The organism is Entomoplasma freundtii, from assembly GCF_002804205.1.
Classification (GTDB): domain Bacteria; phylum Bacillota_I; class Bacilli_A; order Mycoplasmatales; family Mycoplasmataceae; genus Williamsoniiplasma; species Williamsoniiplasma freundtii.
In genome coordinates this window covers 76,141-97,075 of record NZ_CP024962.1, presented here as the reverse complement: position 1 = coordinate 97,075, position 20,935 = coordinate 76,141, and the positions used below count along the sequence as shown (strand labels likewise).

13 protein-coding genes and 1 riboswitch are annotated in these 20,935 nt (G+C 34.9%); of the genes, 4 read left to right on the top strand and 9 right to left on the bottom strand.

Translation table 4 applies throughout. The features are described 5' to 3' along the window. Window positions 1-19: 19 nt before the first annotated feature. Window positions 20-1,486, bottom strand: a complete 1,467-nt coding sequence (gene gltX / locus EFREU_RS00355; RefSeq protein ID WP_100609063.1) for a glutamate--tRNA ligase — start codon at window positions 1,484-1,486, stop codon at window positions 20-22. Window positions 1,487-1,534: 48 nt separating this feature from the next. Continuing rightward, window positions 1,535-3,349, bottom strand: coding sequence for a YfcC family protein (locus tag EFREU_RS00350; protein WP_100609062.1), 1,815 nt, complete (start codon window positions 3,347-3,349; stop codon window positions 1,535-1,537). Window positions 3,350-3,501: 152 nt separating this feature from the next. Between EFREU_RS00350 and topA the strand changes: the two genes are divergently transcribed. Next, window positions 3,502-5,463 (top strand): type I DNA topoisomerase, encoded by a 1,962-nt coding sequence (gene topA / locus EFREU_RS00345; RefSeq protein ID WP_100609061.1) that lies wholly within the window; start codon window positions 3,502-3,504, stop codon window positions 5,461-5,463. 4 nt (window positions 5,464-5,467) lie between these two features. On the opposite strand, the gene EFREU_RS00340 is transcribed toward topA, so the two are convergent. The 7 genes from EFREU_RS00340 to EFREU_RS00310 all read right to left on the bottom strand — a co-directional run bounded on the left by EFREU_RS00340 (window position 5,468) and on the right by EFREU_RS00310 (window position 13,099). Further along, window positions 5,468-6,445, bottom strand: a complete 978-nt coding sequence (locus tag EFREU_RS00340; protein WP_100609060.1) for a Pr6Pr family membrane protein — start codon at window positions 6,443-6,445, stop codon at window positions 5,468-5,470. Window positions 6,446-6,567: 122 nt separating this feature from the next. Then, a complete protein-coding gene (locus tag EFREU_RS00335; protein ID WP_100609059.1) occupies window positions 6,568-8,049 on the bottom strand; it encodes a uracil-xanthine permease family protein in 1,482 nt (493 codons plus the stop codon). A gap of 195 nt (window positions 8,050-8,244) precedes the next feature. Further along, entirely contained in the window at window positions 8,245-8,934 is a 690-nt protein-coding gene (locus EFREU_RS00330; protein WP_100609058.1) for a M48 family metallopeptidase, read from the bottom strand. Between the two features lie 35 nt (window positions 8,935-8,969). After that, on the bottom strand, window positions 8,970-10,070 hold the full coding sequence (gene ychF, locus EFREU_RS00325; RefSeq protein ID WP_100609057.1) for a redox-regulated ATPase YchF: 1,101 nt from the start codon (window positions 10,068-10,070) through the stop codon (window positions 8,970-8,972). 38 nt (window positions 10,071-10,108) lie between these two features. Continuing rightward, complete coding sequence (rsmG, locus tag EFREU_RS00320) at window positions 10,109-10,807, bottom strand: 16S rRNA (guanine(527)-N(7))-methyltransferase RsmG (RefSeq protein ID WP_100609056.1); 699 nt, start codon at window positions 10,805-10,807, stop codon at window positions 10,109-10,111. Next, entirely contained in the window at window positions 10,807-11,466 is a 660-nt protein-coding gene (gene pgsA, locus EFREU_RS00315; RefSeq protein ID WP_100609055.1) for a CDP-diacylglycerol--glycerol-3-phosphate 3-phosphatidyltransferase, read from the bottom strand. The genes rsmG and pgsA overlap by 1 nt, the downstream gene beginning before the upstream one ends. Before the next feature lie 40 nt (window positions 11,467-11,506). Continuing rightward, window positions 11,507-13,099, bottom strand: coding sequence for an APC family permease (locus EFREU_RS00310; RefSeq protein ID WP_100609054.1), 1,593 nt, complete (start codon window positions 13,097-13,099; stop codon window positions 11,507-11,509). Between the two features lie 170 nt (window positions 13,100-13,269). Next, window positions 13,270-13,364, top strand: a riboswitch (TPP riboswitch). A 46-nt stretch (window positions 13,365-13,410) separates the two neighbouring features. On the opposite strand from EFREU_RS00310, the gene EFREU_RS00305 reads away from it, so the two are divergent. The 3 genes from EFREU_RS00305 (at window position 13,411) to mgtA (ending at window position 20,869) form a co-directional block, all read left to right on the top strand. Next, window positions 13,411-14,526, top strand: a complete 1,116-nt coding sequence (locus EFREU_RS00305; protein WP_100609053.1) for an energy-coupled thiamine transporter ThiT — start codon at window positions 13,411-13,413, stop codon at window positions 14,524-14,526. Window positions 14,527-14,789: 263 nt separating this feature from the next. Then, window positions 14,790-17,723, top strand: coding sequence for a cation-translocating P-type ATPase (locus EFREU_RS00300; protein ID WP_198507957.1), 2,934 nt, complete (start codon window positions 14,790-14,792; stop codon window positions 17,721-17,723). A 326-nt stretch (window positions 17,724-18,049) separates the two neighbouring features. Continuing rightward, the gene (mgtA, locus tag EFREU_RS00295; RefSeq protein ID WP_232673621.1) at window positions 18,050-20,869 is read left to right on the top strand and encodes a magnesium-translocating P-type ATPase; all 2,820 of its coding nucleotides are present in this window, start codon (window positions 18,050-18,052) and stop codon (window positions 20,867-20,869) included. Window positions 20,870-20,935: the final 66 nt, after the last annotated feature.

Sequence of the window (20,935 nt, the reverse complement as noted above, 5' to 3'; positions counted from 1 at the left end):
CTTTTAAGCTTCTTTTTTGCTAATTAAGGAATTCCTTTGTAGTTTCGGAGATATTTTTTAAAACTTGCTCCTTGCCCAACAAAAAGATGTTATCCGCCAAAGCAGGGCCGTGTTCCGCCCTTGTTGTGAATGAACGCAAAGGCATAAATAAATTTTTGCCTTTGCTATTAGTGGCAACTCCAGTTTTTTTAATCAATTGTTGGATGCTTTCCACAGTTCAGGGTTCAAGATTACGAATTTCTTTTTCAAAATAGCTGATTAATTTAGTGAAGTCATCCAAATTCTTCAAGTTTATAACCACCTCTAGCGGCAAAGTTTGTGGCTCAAAAAATAAACCTAAATGGTCGTTAATTTGTTCTCCATACTCAAGTTCTTTTTGGTAAAGCTTGAGTACGTGATCAATCCAATTTTGATGTTTTGTTTTTCAGTTAAAACGTGAAGAATCAATAAAGGGTTTAATGAAAGTTAGGTAATCCTCTTCTGACAGTTTCTTAAGATATTGCGAGTTGATTCAACGCAATTTTTTCATATCAAAAGTCGAAGGAGACTTACTAAAGCGTTTTTCATCAAAGTGACTCACTAATTCAGGTGGGGTCAACAATTCTTTTTCCCCTTTTGGCGACCAGCCTAATAAAGCAATGTAGTTAAAAATAGCGTCAGGCAAATAACCTTGTTTGCGATATTGTTCGATAAAGAAAAGAGCATTTCCGCTTCGTTTTGAAAGTTTTTTACCAGTTTCATCAACAATTAAAGTCAAATGGGCAAATTCAGGATATTCTCAACCAAAAGCATCGTAAATCATCATTTGTCGAGGAGTGTTTGAAATATGTTCTTCCCCCCGAACGACATGACTAATTTCCATATCATGATCATCAATCACCACCGCAAAGTTGTAAGTCGCTACCCCGTTCGCTTTAATGATTACAAAATCACCAAGGTCTTTACTTTGGAAAGTAATTGGTCCTCGCACCAAATCAGCCATTGTTCAATCATGATTATTTGGTACTTTAAAGCGAATTGTGTAAGGCTTATTCGCCTTCAAATTTTGCTCGATTTCTGAAGTCGTTAAACAACTGCATTGACCATTATATTTAGTTGCTACTATACCTTGAGATTTTTGTTTTTGATAATCTTGGTCCAATTCTTCTTCAGTACAAAAACAATAGTAAGCTTTGCCTTCTTGCACTAATTTTTCAGCCATTTCTCGGTAACGTGGAAATTTTTGTGATTGGAGGTAAGCACCATATTTTTGTAAGCCTGGTTGATAAATTGATTCATCAGCTTTTATGCCTAATCAATCTAAATTATTAAATTGTGATTCAATCGCTCCATCGACATTTCGTTCAAGGTCTGTGTCCTCAATGCGAACGATAAAGGTTCCATCATAATGTTTAGCAAAAAGGAAAGCCATTAAAGCTGTTCTTGTATTACCGATATGGAGAAAACCTGTTGGTGAGGGAGCATATCGCAATCGATATTTTTTCATAAATTAATCCTTCTATTACTATTATTAGTTTATTTTATTTTACGTTTTTTAGGCAATATTTCCACCAATTAAACCACCAAAAGTAAGCATTAAGATTAATAAAGCAAATAGAGCAAGGAAATATTTTCACATTAATTTCAGATAAGTGATGTAGTTAATTCTTGCGATAGCAAGACCAGCTAAGACTAGCGATGATGTTGGTGATCATAAGTTAACAAAACCATTGGCATTGACAAAAGCTTCAACCGATCCAGAGGCTAACACATCATGAGCTCCAATAATTTCACCGTTTCCATCCTTAACAGCCACGACATTTAGAAGTAAGGGGAAAATGGCCACTGCAAAACCAGATGTTGAAGGAATGAAAATTGAAATTGGAATAAAGAGTAAGAATAAAATAATTAATTTACCAATATTAGAGTTTAAAGACCCAATGCTATTTTCTAAACCAACTAGCACAAGATTTTGCATATAAGTCGCTTCTAAAACTAAGGCAATTCCTGAAGCAGTCGCAATTACCAAACTAACGCTTAATAGATCTGAAGCTCCGGTCATAAATTCCTTAATAAACTTATCTTCGCCTAGCCCATTAATAAGTCCTAAAATAATTGAACCAATGAGGAAGAAACAAGATACTTCTAATAATGAGCCTTGGCCAAAACCAGGAATTCAAGCCGTTAACCATGGCACTTTTTCATTCATTTTTTCGCCTGCTTTGGCCATGATATTGGTACCAGTTAAAGTATCTCAATTAATCAAATAAAGAAGCATAATTAAATACGCTAGAAAGAAAATTGCTAATGTAGTTTTACGACGTCAATCCATTTTAATTTTTTCGTAAGAATTAGCCAAAAAGAATTTTTTATCTTGAGTCGCTGTTTTAAAAGTGACAGACAAATCTGGATGACGTTTAACTCTTCAAGCATATCAAGTGACAAACCCAATCGCTGAACTCGTCACCACAAACCAAGTAATAAAACGTCAAACCAGCCCATCACCTATGGTGATAAAATTACTTGGCCCACCTTGGTCGACTGAGGCACCATTAAGCGCATTTATTGCTGGAACAATTGAAAATGGCACCACTGTTGACCCAACAACACCAATTCCAGCACCTAAAAACACTATTAAGAAACCAGTCATTGTATCAAAACCAGCAATAAGCATTAAGGGAATCGAAAAAGCGTAAAAAGCTAAAGCTTCTTCTGCCAAACCCTCAACAGTTCCACAAAGAGAAAAGAAAAGCATAATGGGGGGAATGGCTCAAAGTTCTTTGCCTTTTAATTTATGAATTAAACCTTGGCTAAATCCTTCTAAAGATTTTGATTGGACAACCAAAAATAGAAAGCCACCAACAATTAAAACGAAAATAATAATATTAGCTTGTTTGACAAAGCCTTTAATTGGAGCAAAGAAAATATCAATGACTCCAAGAGCTTTAATTTTGACACTAGTAGTTTCGCTTAAAATTCTTAAATCTCACCGATCAAATTCGTAATCACGGTTAGCACCTAGCCATTTATGAAGCAGGTCATTTAGTTGTTGTTGGTTGTTAGTTAAGCTAGCATCACCAAAAATTTCTTTAAATAAAGAATCTCCTGGTAAGATATGCACTTCGGTTCCATTTTGTTTTAAATAGATTCCTAAGGCATCTATAGTTGTTGTAGTAATATTTGTATGGACATTGGCTCAATTCAAAATTCATGAAGTGATGACCAAAATAGCAATCAAAATCAAAAGGATTGAGAAAGCCGACAAGACATGCCATGGCTTCCGTTCCTTATTTTTCCGGTTTTTACGAGTTTTAAAGGCTCGAGGCTCTTTTAAAATTGCGTTTTTTGGAAAAATGGAGGAAGCAGTCATGTGATCTCTCTTTTCTATAAAATTGTTCTAGACAATTCTTTATATTATATATTAATCAAAAGAACCTCTTTACGAACTTATTATTATCAAAAAATCGGGTAAGATAGGGTAAGATTAAAAAATGAAAAAAATAAATAATGAAGGAGGGAATGATGGCCAAAGTTTTAGTGCTCTTAGAATCACCATCAAAAACCAAAAAAATTCAGCATTTTTTGACCGAAGGTTTCCCAGAAAATGAGTTCACAGTTTTAGCAAGTGCAGGTCACATTAATAAAATTCCAGACCGTGGTGAAAATGGTCTTGGTATTGATTTAGAAACAATGACCCCAAATTTTGTCGTTGAACGGGGAAAAAGCAAAAATATTACTGAAATAAAAAAAGCAGCTAAACAAGCCGATATGATTGTTCTAGCTTCCGATCCAGATCGCGAAGGGGAAGCAATTGCTTGGCATCTAGCTAACTTACTTTTGGATTTTAATAAACCAACAAAGAGAGCTACTTTTAACGAAATCACGAGTTCCGCAGTAATTGAAGCCTTTAAAAACTTAACAGAAATTGATGAAGATTTAGTTAAAGCGCAATTATCACGTCAAATGCTTGACAAAATAATTGGCTACTTAGTCTCAAAAGCCCTTCAAAAAAATACTGGTTTAATGAGTGCTGGTCGAGTGCAAACACCTGCCCTTTACCTTTTAATTGCTCGCGACCGTTTGATTAAGGCCTTTAAAGAAATTTCCTACCATAAAATTAAAGTGGTTGAACCAAAACGCCATTTAAATTTATTACTAACTAAAGATAAAGACCAAGTCTTGGTCAATACTGAAAAAACTTATTATATTAATGATCAACAAGCCGAAACTATTCTTAATAATTTAGGTGATATTTACCAATGTATTGATTACAAAGCCACTCCATATGAAACAAGAAGTTTTAAACCCTATTCAACGGCTGGTCTATTACAAGATGGTTTTTCAAAACTACATCTTAGTGCCGCTCAAATCACCGTCGCAGCACAAAAATTATACGAAGCTGGTTTGATAACTTATATCCGTACCGATTCAACACGTTATTCAGAAACTTTTATTCAAGAAGCCAAAACCTATATTGAAACTCATTTTAAACCTGAGCTTTATGCTGGTTTAGCTATACAAAAAAAAGATAAAAACGCGCAGGAAGCTCACGAATCAATTCGCCCCACTAATTTAGCAGAAACACCCGAAAAAGTGATGGACCAATTGGATGACGAAATTCAAAAAAGAATTTATGCCTTAATTTGATGAAATACACTTAAATCATTGATGCATGGACCACGTGGAATTAACCACCGCTGAACCCTTCTTAATGAAGGTTATGAATTTAAACAATCATGGCAAGAGGTGCATGATGATGGTTACCAAAATTTAGTTCACCAAAAATCTGACGAAGATATCGAACTTGATGATAACGAAGAAGAAATTGGCCAAAAACTCCGTCAACCTAAAGTTGATTTACCTTTGGAAAAGGACTTTACAACAACAATTTCAAAAGATTTTGTGCAAAACGAATCAGCTAAAACAATGCCGCCAAAAATGTATAATCAAGCAAGTTTAATTAAGGAATTAAAAGCCCTAGGTATTGGTAGGCCTTCAACTTATAGCCCGATTTTGACGAAACTTAAAGAACGCGAATACGTTATTTACCATAAAGGTAAGGCTATCGAAATGACAGAAAAGGGATATGTTGCGGAAGATTATCTTTATAAAGGCTTTGAAGAATTCTTTAACCTTAGTTATACTGCTTCCATGGAAGAAAAACTAGACGAAATCGCCAATGGTAATTTTGACAATGTTAAATGGTTAAAAGAAATCTACGGACACTTAAATAACAAAACCAAAGAGGAAGTCGCAAAAGCTCAAACCAGTGACTTGCTTTGCCCAAAATGTCACGATGGTAAACTAGTTTTTATTAAATCACGATATGGTCGTGGACGTGGGTGCTCATTATTCTCAACAAACGGTTGTTCCTATCGTGAATATGAACAACCAGATGGTAGTTGACTAGAATATATTGCTCAGCCGAAGGAAAAAAAAGCAAAAAAACCAAGAAAAGCGCCAACTAAAAAAAATAAAAAATAAGGTTCTAAACCTTATTTTTTATTTCGTTTTTATTTTCCTCTAAAACTAAATACTGAGGAAAACGTTTGGTTTGAATGAAATTGTAAGAAATTGAGAAACCAAACGCAATCGCGGCGATAAGCAGAATAGCAATCATAAATCAAGCAAATCCAGGGAGACCCATAACTTTGGCTTCATGGATTCTAAAGAAAAAATAAGGGTAAAGAGTATCACTTGGTTGATTAGTGCGATAACGAATTTCACCCCTTATCAAGCAATATAGGCCATAACCCAATAAAAGAAAAAACACTTTTCATCATTCTTTTTTCATATATTGGTGAGTTGTTAAGAGCTTTTCACTTTTGAAAGTAAAGCAAACATAGCCAATAAACGCTAGTGGTAAGATAAGGTGTTGCATCAAACCGGTGAATCAATCTTTTGCTGACATCACCGTTCCAGAAGACAAATTAGTGGGTAATAATAATCCTAACCAAATTAGCATTGTGATAGTAATGTAGGTAGTCAAGATCAAAGTACTGCTATAACCAAGGTAACCTTTTTTTCCTTCGTTTTGAGGTCGAATCGCGGCATAAAGGAACCAAAGCCCGATACTAAAGTTGCTAATTGTTGTAAAGTAAGAAAAAAAAGCAATTGTATAACTTCCATATTTGGCATTACTAATTAGGGTAGCAATTTTAATCGGTCCATCATTAGTCTGATTTTGTAATACATAGTCAGGGTAAATACTAATCCAACTATGATTTGATCGTTGACCGAAGGTTTGTTGGTATTCTTGCAAAAACGAGTCAAGAGTTAAGTCTTGAGCTTCTAAGGATTTTATTCATAATTCAACATCATGATTGAGATGAGCTAAATCAATCATGTTTTCAATATATGAACCAAGAATTAAAGCAATGATAAATAGTCCAAAAAATAATTTATATAAAAAACTTCAATTCCGAAAATATGCTAGGTTAATACTTTTAGGAATAAACTTAAGCATCCACAAAACTCCTTCTAAAAATTTATAAGTTAATAAATTCTATCATGGAGAATATTAAAATAACGATAAAAAAATTAAGTCCTAAAAGACTTAATTTTTTAAAAGGAAAGTTTTAGATTTTATTAATTATTGGGAGTTTTATCCTTCGATTTCGAAGTTTTTTTCCGAGTCGAAATTTGGGCTTTCATTCAATTTCAAAGATAAAAACCATCATTTAGTTTACGCGGTAGAATCAAGTTTAAAATAATACCTCCGAAAGCTGCTAAAGCCACCCCATTAAATTCTAAAGCCGAGGCCCCGGTAGTGATTTTAATTACCGCCGAACCTAGCCCAAGCACTAGAATCAAAGCGGTGATGAAGACGTTCCGCATATTTCCGTAATCAATTTTATTACTAATTAGGACACGAATACCATTGGCGGCAATTAGGCCAAACATAATCATACTAATGCCTCCCATTACTGGTTTAGGCATCATTAAGATAATTTGGTTAACTGGCGCAAGGAAGGATAAAATGATCGCAAAGATAGCGGCTAATCCAGTTACCCAAACAGAGGCTACTTTGGTCATTCCAACAACCGAGGTATTTTCACCATAAGTTGTATTTGGCGGCCCTCCAACAAGACCATCGAAAACAATCGAAATTCCATCCGCAATTAAAGTGCGGTGCATTCCAGGTTTTTTCACAAAATTTTTGCCGGTCATGTAACCAAGACTAATATGTTCACCAATATGCTCAGCAATGGCTACTAAGGCTAAAGGACTAATCGCGATAATGGCGGGTCCAATATCAGCTCCCTTGACATCCCAAAACTTTTTAAAAGATGGGTGTCATTCCCAAGCACTAGTATCGGTTAAAAGTTTTGTATTTAAAATTCCTCAATCAGGATTAGAAAGATGCAAAATCATGGCAAATAAATATCCAGCAATCACACCACTTAAAATTGGCACAATTTTGAAAAATCCTTTTGCCTTTAAAGCCATAATCATGGTCACTCCAGCAGTAAAGAGTGCGATTATAATACCTAATCAAGCTGGATAGCCTTCTTTTCAATTAGTGGCATTGAGACCAGCATTATCAACAGCGCTTGGAGCTACACCAATTCCAATCACGATAATAATTGGGCCCACAACAACGGCTGGTAATAAAGTTTCAATAAATTTAGTTCCTACATAATAGGCCACCACACCGAAGAGGATATAAATTAATCCCGCTACCATAATAGCAATAAAAACAGCATTCCCATATAGGGGGAAATTAGTGCCAATTGCAGACATATAAGCAAACGAACTTCCGAGGTACATTGGAACCTTTGCCTTTGTACAAGCGATGTAGACAAGGGTACCGACTCCGCTACAGAAAAGCGCCATGGAAATGTTCATAACCTCAATTGGGCTACCAAGCTTAGCTGTGGCGGTAGCATTAATAATCATGGGCACTAAGACGGTTGAGCCAAACATGGCGAAAACATGTTGAAATGATAAAATGATTCATTGGCCGATTGATTTAGGACGTTCATGAGGTTCTAAAACAAGTGTTAAAGCATTTTCATCTAAGACTTTTGGCGCTAATTCAGCATTATTTTTAGATTTTATTTGTTGCATTTATTCCTCCTTCTAAAAAAAACTAACCAATTTTATAATTGGTTAGTTTTTAGTTGTTGGCAAAAATGAAAGACTAAAGAAAGCCAATTTTGGCTTAAAATGTTTATTTTTAACTAAATTAACACTTTGATGATTCATTTTTCCCTCGACATATCCGAATAATGCTAGCACATTTAAAAATCAATGTAAAGGTTTCTACAAGCCTGCTTGGTTTATTTTGGCTTTTAATTCGCGGTAATTGGGGAGGAAACGTTCTACTTCTCGTCAAAAGGCGGTTGAATGGTTAGGGTGGTTTAAGTGCGCCAATTCATGAACAATTACATAGTTGATATGAGAGGCGGGAAAGTGGAGAAGTTTCGGATTAAAAATTATTTTGCCAGTTTCCGGATAACAAACGCCCCATTTCAAATTCATAATTCTTAAAGATATCGTTTTGAATTCAACACCCATTTTTAAAGCTCATTGCGAAGTAACTTCATAAAACCAATTTTTATAGAACTGACTCAAAAAATTATAAATTTTTTTAAGTTGCACTTCTTGATCTCAATAATTATGCATTGTAAGACAACCATTCACTAAACGAGCGTGAATCATTTCTTCTTCCAACAAGATTGGAATTGGTTTGTCAAAAATTTTAATCCATTTATTAGACCCATATAATTCATATTTAGATTGCTCTTCATAACGATTTTGCACGATGGTGATTTTTTCATAATGACGATAAATAGCTCTTTCGATTTCCCAATCTGGCGTTCCTTCTGGAGCGCTAATAAATAATTGGCCCTCACGGATTCTAATAATAATGTTTTTTTGGGGTCGAAAGCGCAATTCATAATTGAGGACGTGACCCTTAACAACTAATTTCTTTTTAAAAATATTACTCATATAAAACTTGGGAGATGAAATGGAACTTTTTAACTTTAAACATTAAATTTAAAGAAGCAAACATCACCATCTTGCATCACATAAGTTTTTCCTTCTAACCTAATTTGACCATGATCTTTCACAGCCTTTTCGCTACCATGTTGTTCTATTGCTGCGAAGGGATAAATTTCTGCTTTAATGAAACCACGCGCAAAATCAGTATGAATAATTCCAGCACATTGAGGGGCAGTCATACCATTAACAAACGCTCATGAATGAACTTCTTGTGGACCAGCGGTGAAAAAAGTTTTCAAACCAAGAAGTTCATAAGCAGTTTGAATTAATTGGTCAAGGCCACTTTGGGTAGCTCCAATTTCTTGAAGGAATAAAAGTTTTTCAGTCGCTTCTAATTCCGATAATTCTGCTTCGATTTTGGCACTAATTTTTACTACCGGAAAACCTTGGTTGGCTGCATATTCTTTTAGTTTTTGTACATAGGCATTATCGTCTTCGTTACCCAAATCTGCTTCACCAACATTAGCCACATAAATTAACGGTTTCGTGGTTAATAAACCAAACCCACGAAGCATTTTTTGTTCTTCATCTGTTAATTCAAGACTATTTAATAATTGGTTATTATTTAATTGAGTTTGCAGTTTTTCTAAAAGTTTGACTTCGCCAAGCACACTTTTATCGCCCCCTTTAGCTTTTGGAGCGAGACGTTGCAAACGCTTTTGAATAACTTGTTCATCAGCCAACATTAATTCTAAGTTAATAATTTCTAAATCCCGAATCGGGTCTACTGAACCTTCAACATGCATAATTTCTTTATCGTCAAAACACCTAACCACTTGTACTAAGGCATCAGTTTCCCGAATATTGCTTAGAAAGGCATTCCCTAAGCCCTCACCCTTTGAAGCTCCAGCAATTAAACCAGCAATATCAACAAATTCAATGGTGGCTGCCACTTTCTTTTTGGAAGCAAACAGTTTTTCCAAAAGATCAAGTCGACTATCTGGCACCATTACCGTTCCAACATTCGGAGCGATTGTGGCAAAAGGATAGTTTGCAGCTTCTACGCTCGAATTTGTAATTGCATTAAATAAGGTCGATTTACCGACATTCGGTAAACCGACAATACCAACTTTTAAACTCATTAAATTATTTCTCCATAACTACTAATATTTTTATTTTTCTAGCGATTTTGTTTTTTAATAATTCGGTAATCGCGTGGATATTGCTCAGGGGTTGGAGCCATTTTTTTATAAAATAAATTAATTCGTTCTCCAAACTCTAGTTCCTTTAAAACCTGAGTTTTTACTAATTTAAAATTTAGTTCCTTAATTAAAGGAGCGGCGTTTTTTTCTTCTTCAAAAGCTTTTGGTCCTTTTAGGGCAATAAAATAACCATCCACTTTAAGGGCTTGAGCACAAATCTCTAGTAAGACTTTTAAACTAGCAACGGCGCGCGAAACAATAATGTCAAATTCCTCGTGATGTTGACGTGAATAAAGTTCCATGCGTTCATTAACTACTTGAATTTTTTTTAAGTCCAAGTGGGTAATTGCAGCTTCTAAAAAAGCGGCCTTTTTAGTATTTGATTCCACCAAAGTGATGTTCAAATCAGGATAAAAAATTTTCAAAACTAGACCAGGGAAACCCGCACCCGAACCAACATCCAAAAGGTTTTGGTCCTTCAATGTTACTTCTTCAGTAAAGAGAATTGAATCTAAAAAATGTTTTTGATAGACGTCATCCTCGCTGACGATCCGAGTTAAATTTGACTTTTTATTTTCTTGAACTAAAAAGTCAAAGTATTTTTGTAATTGTTCTTTGACTGTTGGCGTCAAAGGTAGATTCTTTTGAGTCGTAAAAAGTTCTCAATTTTGATACATTATTTTATTCCTTTCGTTTTATGATGAGGGAAAAGTGTCGGAGCGGCTTTTATAAAATAATCAACCCCAGAGTAAAGACTAAAGAAAACACCCAAATAAACCGGACTTAAGGTTACTTGGTTAAATCAACCATATTCTTGGGGATAATCTGCAAAAAATTTATAAGAGACAAAGAAGAGCAAACTTAAACCAATCATTTGAAAAACAGTTTTGAGTTTTCCTCAGATACCAGCAGCTAAAGTGACATTGTTTTTGGCCAACATCATGCGGATGAAATCCACGAAAATATCCCTTAAGATAAAAATTAGCGTTACTCAAACAGGAATCATTTGGTTTCAAGCAAACAAAATAAGAACGGAATTAACGAGAAACTTATCGGCAATCGGATCTAAGAACTTACCGAAATCAGTCACGATATTATATTTTCGAGCAATATAACCATCTAGAAAATCACTTAACGAAGCAATAATGAATAAAATTCCAGCCGTTAAAGTGAAAATAGGTAATTTGTAATTGTTTTTGATAATGAAAAACTGATCACCTGTAAGGTAATAACTACAAATTAATAACGCAATAATAAGTGGCACTGTAATTAAGCGGAAAATAGTAATTTTGTTCGGTCAATTCATAGATTCTCCTTCATTTTGTAATTCTAACATAAATTAAAATCCCGAAAACTATGTTCCGGGATTCGTGAAATTAGCGGTTACGTTTTTTTCGTTTTGCTTTTTCTGCTGCTTTTTCTTCACTTAAATATCCATTAAAACCATGTTTGAATGGATATTTTTTGAAAAGCATTTCTTGAGCTCCCCATAAAGCAAAAATAATTAACATTGCTACTGTCATGAAAATGGTGAAATATAAACCATCAGAAACGACTCACGAGATATTACCGGTATAAACATTAATTGGTTCTATAAAGGCATATAACCCAGCAATAACCATTAAATAAAGGAGAATCGCCGCAATCATCGCCACTGGCTTAAAGCCTTTGATTGGAATAACATCTACCTTTTTCGTGTAATCATTAACAAAAGCCCCTATCAAAATTGTTGCAATCATCATGAAAGCAAGCACCGAAGCAGTTGAAGAAATCGTTCCCACAAATGAGCCAATCTTATCGGTACTCAATTGAAGTCAAGTATGCACGTCTAAATCGCCCCGCACACTATGTAAACCTTCTTCTCACCCATTACGAGGAATTATGGCTCCCAACAAAATGAAAACAATATAAACAACTGATGCACAAAGTACCTGGATAAAGGCCGCTTTTTTTCGAGTCATGATTTTACCTTGGCGAAAGAAAATTAGTTTAGCATCAACGTTTGATTCTAAATCCATTATTCCTAAAAAACCGAAAATATTAATTCCGATAAAACAAATAATCATCAGAATTACATTGGAAAGAATGTTGGCTACATTAGGATTTTTGGAAAAAATTCGCGCCAATAGTTCCACAATACTGCCATCTGGCGAACCCAAAAATAAAGAAATTGCCATTAGGACATAAAACACGGCCACAAAAATCATTCCAGCTAGTAATGATAAGGGAACCACTTCTTTGTATTTAGCCGTTTTTTGTGCGTTAGCAACATAAATAAAACCGTCAAAAGCAAAAAGTATTGGACCAAAACCACGAATAAATAATCCTAATTTAAAATCAGTAGCTGATCACGGATGGGGTGGCACACCAACACCAGTACCATTTCACATTGAAGAATTTCCTGCTGCTCCTGGTGTTTTATCAATTAAACAAAAACCAGCAATTAGGGCAGCAATTAACGGAATGAATTTAAACACTGTTCCAAAAATCTGAATCATTTTGCTTGCGTTTGGTGAGAAAGCATTAATAAGACCAATCAAAATAATTAAGGTCACACCAGAAACAATGAAAACGATTAATTGAATATGTAGACTGACATCAATTCCCATTGCTAAAAACAAAAAAGCAATAAAACTTGATACAAAGACTGATTGACAAATTGGGAAGTATAAAAAGGCATAAATTAAACTAAATAAGGAACCACAACGACGTCCTAAAAACAATTTGGCTCAGTTGCTAACAGTTCCATTCCCATGATTTCTAGTGGCAGAAGCAATTTGCATAAAGGCATAAACCGTCATTACGGCGACTATTCCCACTAATGTCCAAAGGACAATGGCAATAATAGGGTTACCTGTTTGCTCTAATAGTTGTTTATTTTTAACAAAGATTCCTGAACCAATGACGGTGCCAATTACCATTGTAAATAAGGTTAAAAACTCATAAGTTTTAGCTTTATTTTTGAACATAAAATTCCTTTTCTTATTAATATAACAATAAATATTCTATCAAAAAGTAAGAAGCTATTTTTTAAGTTATTTCCATTATCTTTATCCTTCAAGAGAAATGTCCCTTTTTCTAAAAAATTGTGACCATTTGGTAACTAAAATAACTTTTGTTAAAATAAAAATGAAAATACAAAAATGAACAGGGGTAACTTTTAAAAAAGTTTGAGAAACACTCTTTGAACCTGATTTAGTTAACACTAACGGAGGGAGTTCAATATTATTAACGTGATTCAACTTTTTTTGTGTCGTCTAGTTCTAGAAATAGGAAAAATATGGCTTTCGAAAAAGTTTTAGAAACCGATGATCATCAACATATCATAATAGATAAAGTGTCAAATGAAGAACCAAGTTCGTCAACCACAATTCTAGACAAAAACATAAATCAACCATTACCTAAGGTTGTAAAAATAGCTAGTTTATGCCTCCTCTTCGGCAGTTTTTTTATTGCCTTGACTTTTTTTCTTTGTTTTCTGATTTTAACCAACCAACAATTTGGAACAATTTTTTTAAAAAATGTTTCCCCCGATAGTTATCAGCCAATCAAAATAAGTCTTTTGGTGATTTGTGGTTTAACTATGGTTTTTAATGGTCTCCATGGTATAAGTTTTCTAAAACTTACTACCTTGACTTGACAAGAAAATCGCTTGCAATTTATTTGGTTAAGTTTTTTGGGTCTTAATTTTGTTCAATTAATAATTACTTGTTACTTTTTGCCTAAAGTTAAACAAAAAGGACTATCTAATAATCTAAAAATAAAAAGTCAAAAATTATTTTGAAATCTTGGTTTTCGTCGTTGAAAAACCTGGGACATTGCCATCATTGGTCTTTTTACTGGCTTAACCATCCTTTTCACTTTTTTAGAAGGCGTTACTATTTTGCCCTTTTTGCCAATGGGAGGAACAGTTACTTTTAAATATTTAATGGTGATGATAATTGCTTTTTTTCATTCTTTTTTAGGTGGTTTCCTTGTTGGTGGCATTAGTGCCTTACTAGCTTTAGTAATGGTACCTACAAATTTGATAATTTCTCCCTTTTCTTATCTTTTTGACTACTTTCTCCCGATGATTAGTCCGGCTATCGTAGCTTTAATGACCTTTAAGATTAAACCGAAGAAAAGTTTTACTGAATTAATTAATTATTGTCTTATTACCATGGCCACTTTTACATTAATTTGCTTTTGGCAAACTATCTCTGGTTATTTCGTTTGAGTGGCCCTATATGGACCAGCATGAGGATCAAATGGTTTAGTTTACGCTATCCTAGCAAATTTAGTGGTTTCTTTTGGTTTAAATTATCCTATAACTCAAATTTTAGTTCCCCCTATTTTCCGCATCATGTCACACCTAAATTGGTCGAAACAAACTCTATCCTATGGCGTTGAAGATTAAACAAAATGGTGATAATTAGGCTGTTTTTTAATTTGTGATAATATAGTTGTTGTAACTTTTTTTGCCTTTTGAGATTTTTATGACTTTTGGTCATTAAAAAGCGAAGATATTAGGGAGGTCCTCCAACAAAAACTTTATGGATGCCAATCAAGTCCGTTCTATGAACTTGATAATTGGCGATAAGGAGGGGGAACGCTTTTCACTAAATGAAGTGGGGTATAATATCAAGGCAAAGCAAGCAATCTTCTAAAAAGGAGCATCAAATGGATAAAAAACCGGAAGTTAAGACCGAAAAACGTTGATACGCAATGTCAAACGAAGAAATTTGTGAAAAGTTAAAAGTTAATCCGGCAGTCGGGTTAACTGATCAAGAAGCAAAAACTCGTTTGAAAGAAGATGGTGAAAATAAACTTAATGAACCAAAAGAGACAAACGCCTTTGTAATTTTCCTAAAAACCTTAATTGATCCGCTAGCTATTATCATGCTTTTAGCTGGCTTTTTATCAATTATTCTTCCCTTAGCTTTGGGACGGAAAATTACCCCTGCCGAAATTCCGGGAATTGTCGTTATTTTTGGAGTAGTTATCACCAATTCAGTCATTGCGACTTTTCAAGAACTTAAAGCTCGTTCTTCATTAAAAGCCTTGCAATCACTCACCGAATCAAAAGTGGTGGTTTTACGTGATGGCAAACAAAAAGAAATTAATACTGAGGACTTAGTTCGTGGTGATATTGTTTATTTAGAGACAGGAAAGTTTGTCCCAGCAGATATTCGTATTATCGAAGCACCGCAATTAAAAGTTGATGAGTCCGCTTTAACAGGTGAATCCTTACCTGTCGAAAAAACATCGGATATTGTCACTGTTAAAGACCCTGTTCTTGGTGACCAAATTAATATTGGTTTTATGTCAACGTATGTTACTAATGGACGTGCGATTGGTGTCGTTATTGCCACGGGTCCTTATTCTGCAGTTGGTAAAATTGCCGAATCAATTAAAAATACAAAATCACGCCAAAGTCCATTGCAAAAAAAATTATTACAATTAACTTTTTGAATCTCGATAATTGCTTTTGTAATGGGAACAGCTGTGTTCATGATTTCTTATTTCGCTTCTGATTCACACTTGGATAAAACAGATAAACTGATAGCTTCGTTAATTTTTTCAATTTCGGCTGGAATTGCCTTAATTCCTGAATCATTAATGATTATTGTAACGATTTCTTTATCTGTATCTGCCAAAAAATTGGCCACTCGTAACGTGATAGTCAAAGGTTTTGAGGCCATCGAAACCTTGGGGGCAGTGGATGTAATTTGTTCTGATAAAACCGGAACCCTTACTCAAAACCGGATGACTATTGAAAAAATCTTTGTCAATAATGAAACTTATGATGTCAATGATTTCAAATATAATGCAAAAGACTTAGAATCATGAAGTTTAGTTAACGGAATGATTCTATGTAGCGATGCCATTAGTGAGGGAAATAATCGCATCGGTGACCCAACCGAAATCGCCATCACCGATTGAGGGCACCGTTATAAAATAAATGAAGTAAAATTGCGTGAAGATTACAAAAGAGTTGATGAAATCCCCTTTGATTCCGAACGTAAATTAATGACCACTGTTAACATAGTCAACAAAAAACGCATGGTCTATTGTAAAGGTGCCTTAGACCAATTATTAGAGATTTGTACTCATGTAAATTTAAATGGGAAAGTCATCCCTTTAACGAAAGAAATGAAAGAGTCTATCTTTGAGAAGATGGTACCTCTTTTAGAGTCCGCTCTTCGTGTCCTTGGACTTGCTGTCAAAGAATTGCCCGCAAATGCAAAGGATACTGAAAAGGATTTAGAAACCAACCTTATCTTCATCGGGGCTATAGCCATGATGGATCCGCCACGCCGTGAAGCTCGTTTAGCAGTCTCGAGAGCTCACGAATCGGGTATTCGTGTCATTATGATTACAGGTGACCATAAAATTACCGCTTTAGCTATTGGAAAACGCTTAGGGATTGTTGATGATACTTACAACGAGGCCTTGAGTGGTAGCGAAATGAAAGCGCTAACTGACCAAGAGCTAATTAATAAATTAAAACATGTTAACGTTTTTGCAAGGGTCAACCCTGAAGATAAAACACGAATTGTCGAAATTCTTGAAGGTCAAAAAGATATCGTGGCGATGACTGGTGATGGAGTTAATGATGCACCATCATTAACTAAAGCTGATATCGGAATTGCGATGGGAATGACCGGAACCGACGTAGCCAAAGAGGCAGCGAACGTTATTTTGACCGATGATAACTTTGCGACTATTATTTCTGGGGTTCGTGAAGGGCGAAATGTTTACGAAAAAATCAAAACGTCAATCGCTTTCCTACTAGGAGCCAACTTTGCCCAAATGTTCACAATCCTCTTCATTCTGGCTTTTGCTGCGATTGTTAAAACCGAAGGGGAAACAGTCGCTTTAGGAACAATCAATGTGCTTTGACATATTCTAGTTGTTGAAACTTTACTGGCCGTACCTATTTCTCTAGCTCACTCTAGGGAAACGGTTATGAGTTATCAACCACGTTCTAAACGCGAATCTGTCTTTAAATGAATTATTATAGAAATTATTTCTATCACCTTATTCAACACACTATTTGCCATTGCTGCCTTTTTAATTACTTATTACACCTATGCCAAAGATGTTTCATCTTGAGGTGTTGGTGAAAACAATTGGTTAGTAAATGGTCGAGTAGCCACTTCTTCAATGGCTGCCTATGTAGTCATTATCTTTGCACCGATTTTTTATGTTCCGTTAGTCGGGCAACGAAACTATACAGTTTACGTACCGAAAGAAAAACGTGAAAAAATTAGAATTAATGAATGAATGGTTGGAGCGATGGTTTTAGCTTTCGTTCTTAATATTTTGACTTTATTTGTTCCGGGGCTAAATACGATTTTTAATGTTCCGACTCCAGAACACTTACCAACTGGCAAAATGACCATCATCGTTTTCTATTCAATTGGACTATCAATTCTTGTGGCTGTTTGCAAATGAGGGGAAACTTGAATTTTCCACTGAATTTACCAAAAAAACCACAAACAAGATATTCGCATTGCGACTTTCGATTTTGCCAAAAAGCAAAAACGCGATAAAATTAAGCAACTATACCGCGAAACTCGCGCAAAAGCAAAAAAAATTCGTCAAGAATAAAGTCCTATCTAACTCTTTTTTAACTACAAAAAAACCACCTTTCGCAATGACTGGTGGTTTTTTTGTAGTTAAAATTAGGGTAAGTTGGGAAAAGCAGTTATAATTGACTAGTATTTAAAGAAAGAGGTGGTAATCAATGACTAATGCTATTACGCCAGAACCTGAACCTGGCGAATTGATTAAAACAATCAAAGCAAATGGTTCTAGATTATCACCTAATAATTTTTAGTAATTTTAGTTTTTAGCATGTTTGATTAAATTTATTAATTGTAATTGGTTGTCATCTATAATTGTTAGCTTCGATTCAGAAAATGAAGGAGAAAATAATGGTTAAAGAAAAACTAAAAAAAACTCCCATTTTGAAAGATAAAAAAAGAAATAGCTTCAGTAACCAAGAACTGATTCGTTCAGTAGCGAAAATGGACCAAGCCAGTTTGTTAAAACATTACAACTTGGAACGTTTTGGTTTAGATGAAGAACAATATGAAAAACGAAAAGATGACTTTGGAAAAAATGAACTTGACCAAAATCCCTTTCGTTGACTTTATGAATTAGCGAAAGCTTATTTTAGTCCGTTCAATGTCATCTTGCTTGTTATTTCGGCTTATAATTTTGCTTCGTACTTTACTTATGTGTTTGGTACCGAAGACGAAAGATCGGTTTTTAGTTTAGTAGGAGCAATCGTAGTTTTAGCTATGGTTATGATAAGTGGGACAATTACCTTTATCCAATCTTATCGCGGTTACTTTGTCACCAAGAAATTACGGGACATCATTAGTAACCAAGTCAACGTTATTCGCTATCAAGATAATCAAGATGGTAAGAAATTTGATTTCAACAAAATCGATAATAAAAACTTTTTAAAACTTGTCAAAATGGGTAAAGAACTACCAGTTACTGATTTGGTACCTGGAGACCTTATCTATCTCTCAAGTGGAGATATGATTCCCGCCGATGTTCGTTTAGTATATTCGAACGATCTTTTTATTAATCAATCATCATTAACTGGGGAATCTTTGCCAGTTGAAAAACATGCTCAAGTTAAACACGTTGCTAATAACGTGTTAGAAATTGAAAATATTTGCTACACCGGAACGAGTGTTATAGCCGGAAGTGCTTTAGCCATCGTTGCCGCAACTGGTAGCGATACTTACTTTTCATCAATTGGTGAAATGCTAAACCAAGAAAAACAACCTGAAGGAAGCTTCTTGGCTGGTGTTCGCCACGTTACTCGTACACTTTTAATTTTCATGCTAGTCATGGTGCCGTTAATTTACTTTGTATTTATCGCACGTAACCATGCTAACCTTGGCAAAAACATTAATGAAAATCCATGATTCACAGGGCTTTTCTTCGCCATTGCTTTAGTTGTGGCGTTAACGCCCGAAATGTTGCCGTTAATCATTACGACGAACCTTTCAAATGGGGCGGCTAGGTTAACTAAGGAAAAAGTTGTTGTCAAACGTATGGATTCGATTCAATCTTTAGGAGCTATCGATATTTTGGCAACTGACAAAACAGGGACCTTAACAAACGATAAAATTGAATTAATTAGTTATAGTACCGTTGATCGAAAGCAAAGCGATGAGCTTTTGAAATTATTATTCATGAATAGTTACTTTCAAACAGGACTAAAAAACCCGATGGACCGTGCTATTGTTGACTACACTCTTAAAAAGGATGACAGCAATAATTTTGTTGAAAAGGTTGACAAAAGCTATATCAAAATAGATGAAATTCCTTTTGACTTCAACAGAAGAAAACTAACTATTGTTTTCCAAGATCCAAAAAAAGAACGCTACATGGTTACCAAAGGTAGTGTTGAAGAAGTACTTCAAGGTACAAACCGCGTTTTCTATGAAGGCGAAATTAGACCTCTTACTGAAAATTTACGTCGACAAATTATTTCGCGTTATGAAAAAATGAATGAACGCGGAGAGCGTGTTTTAGGGATTGCCTATAAACCAGTTAGTCGCGACCAAAAACAATTCAAACCAGTCGATGAAAAAGACTTAATTTTCTTCGGTTTTGCAAGTTTCTTAGACTCACCAAAACCATCAGCTGCCAAAATGATTAACCTCCTTAAAAAATATGGAGTTGACTTGAAAATTTTGACAGGAGATAATGAGCAAGTTACCCGTGCCATTTGTAACATGGTAGGGTTAAATATTAGTGGCTTAGTTAGTGGTCAAGAATTGGAAGAAATGACCGACCACCAATTACAAAAAGCCGTTGAAAAAGCCAATGTTTTTGTCAAATTAAGTCCGTCACAAAAAGTAATGGTCCTTGAAGCCTTGAAGCAAAACGGCCATAATGTTGGTTATATGGGAGACGGAATTAATGATGCTCCTGTTCTTTTCCAAGCTGATGTTGCTATCTCAGTTAACAATGCAGCCGACATTGCCAAAGAAGCTTCAGATATTATTCTTTTAGAAAAAAATCTTGGGGTTCTTGAACGAGGTATTATCGAAGGACGAACTGTCTTTGGTAATATCTTGAAATATATGAAGATTACCATTGCTTCCCAATTTGGAAATGCTCTTTCGATGATTATTGCCACAGCTGCTTTTGGTAACTTATTTTTAGCAATGTCACCAATTCAAACGCTTTTCCAAAACTTAATTTATGACTTTTCTCAATTAATCATAGCCTTTGACTACGTTGACGAAGAATTCTTAATGAAACCACGGAAGTGGACTACAAAAGACCTAATTCCATTTGCCATAATTAATGGATCAGTCAGTTCAATTTTCGATGTTACTACTTATATGGTTATGGGATTTGGTTTCCATTGCTTCGCCATAGTAAGTGCTGGTGGTCCTGATGCTAAAAACGCTGAAGGAATGTTCCAAGCAGCTTGTTTCTTAGTTGGATTAACAACTCAAGCTTCAATCATGCATGTCTTGCGAACTGAAAAATTGCCAATTATTCAATCGCGTTCGCCATGATACATTTATCTTGTGACTTTTATCATTCTTGTCTTGGCCTTTGCAATCGTCTTTACTCCATCAGTAGCAAGCTTGTTAGACATGAAATCGCCTTCGCTTATCTTCTTACCAATTGCTCTTGCGATTTTGATGGCTTACTTGATTTTGGCTCAGCTCGTCAAAATGCTCTATATTCATATTTTCCACAAATGATTGTAATAATAAAAAATCTCCACCTAAACTGGAGATTTTTTTGTCGTTTTTAAAAAGGTTCTTTAAGACAAT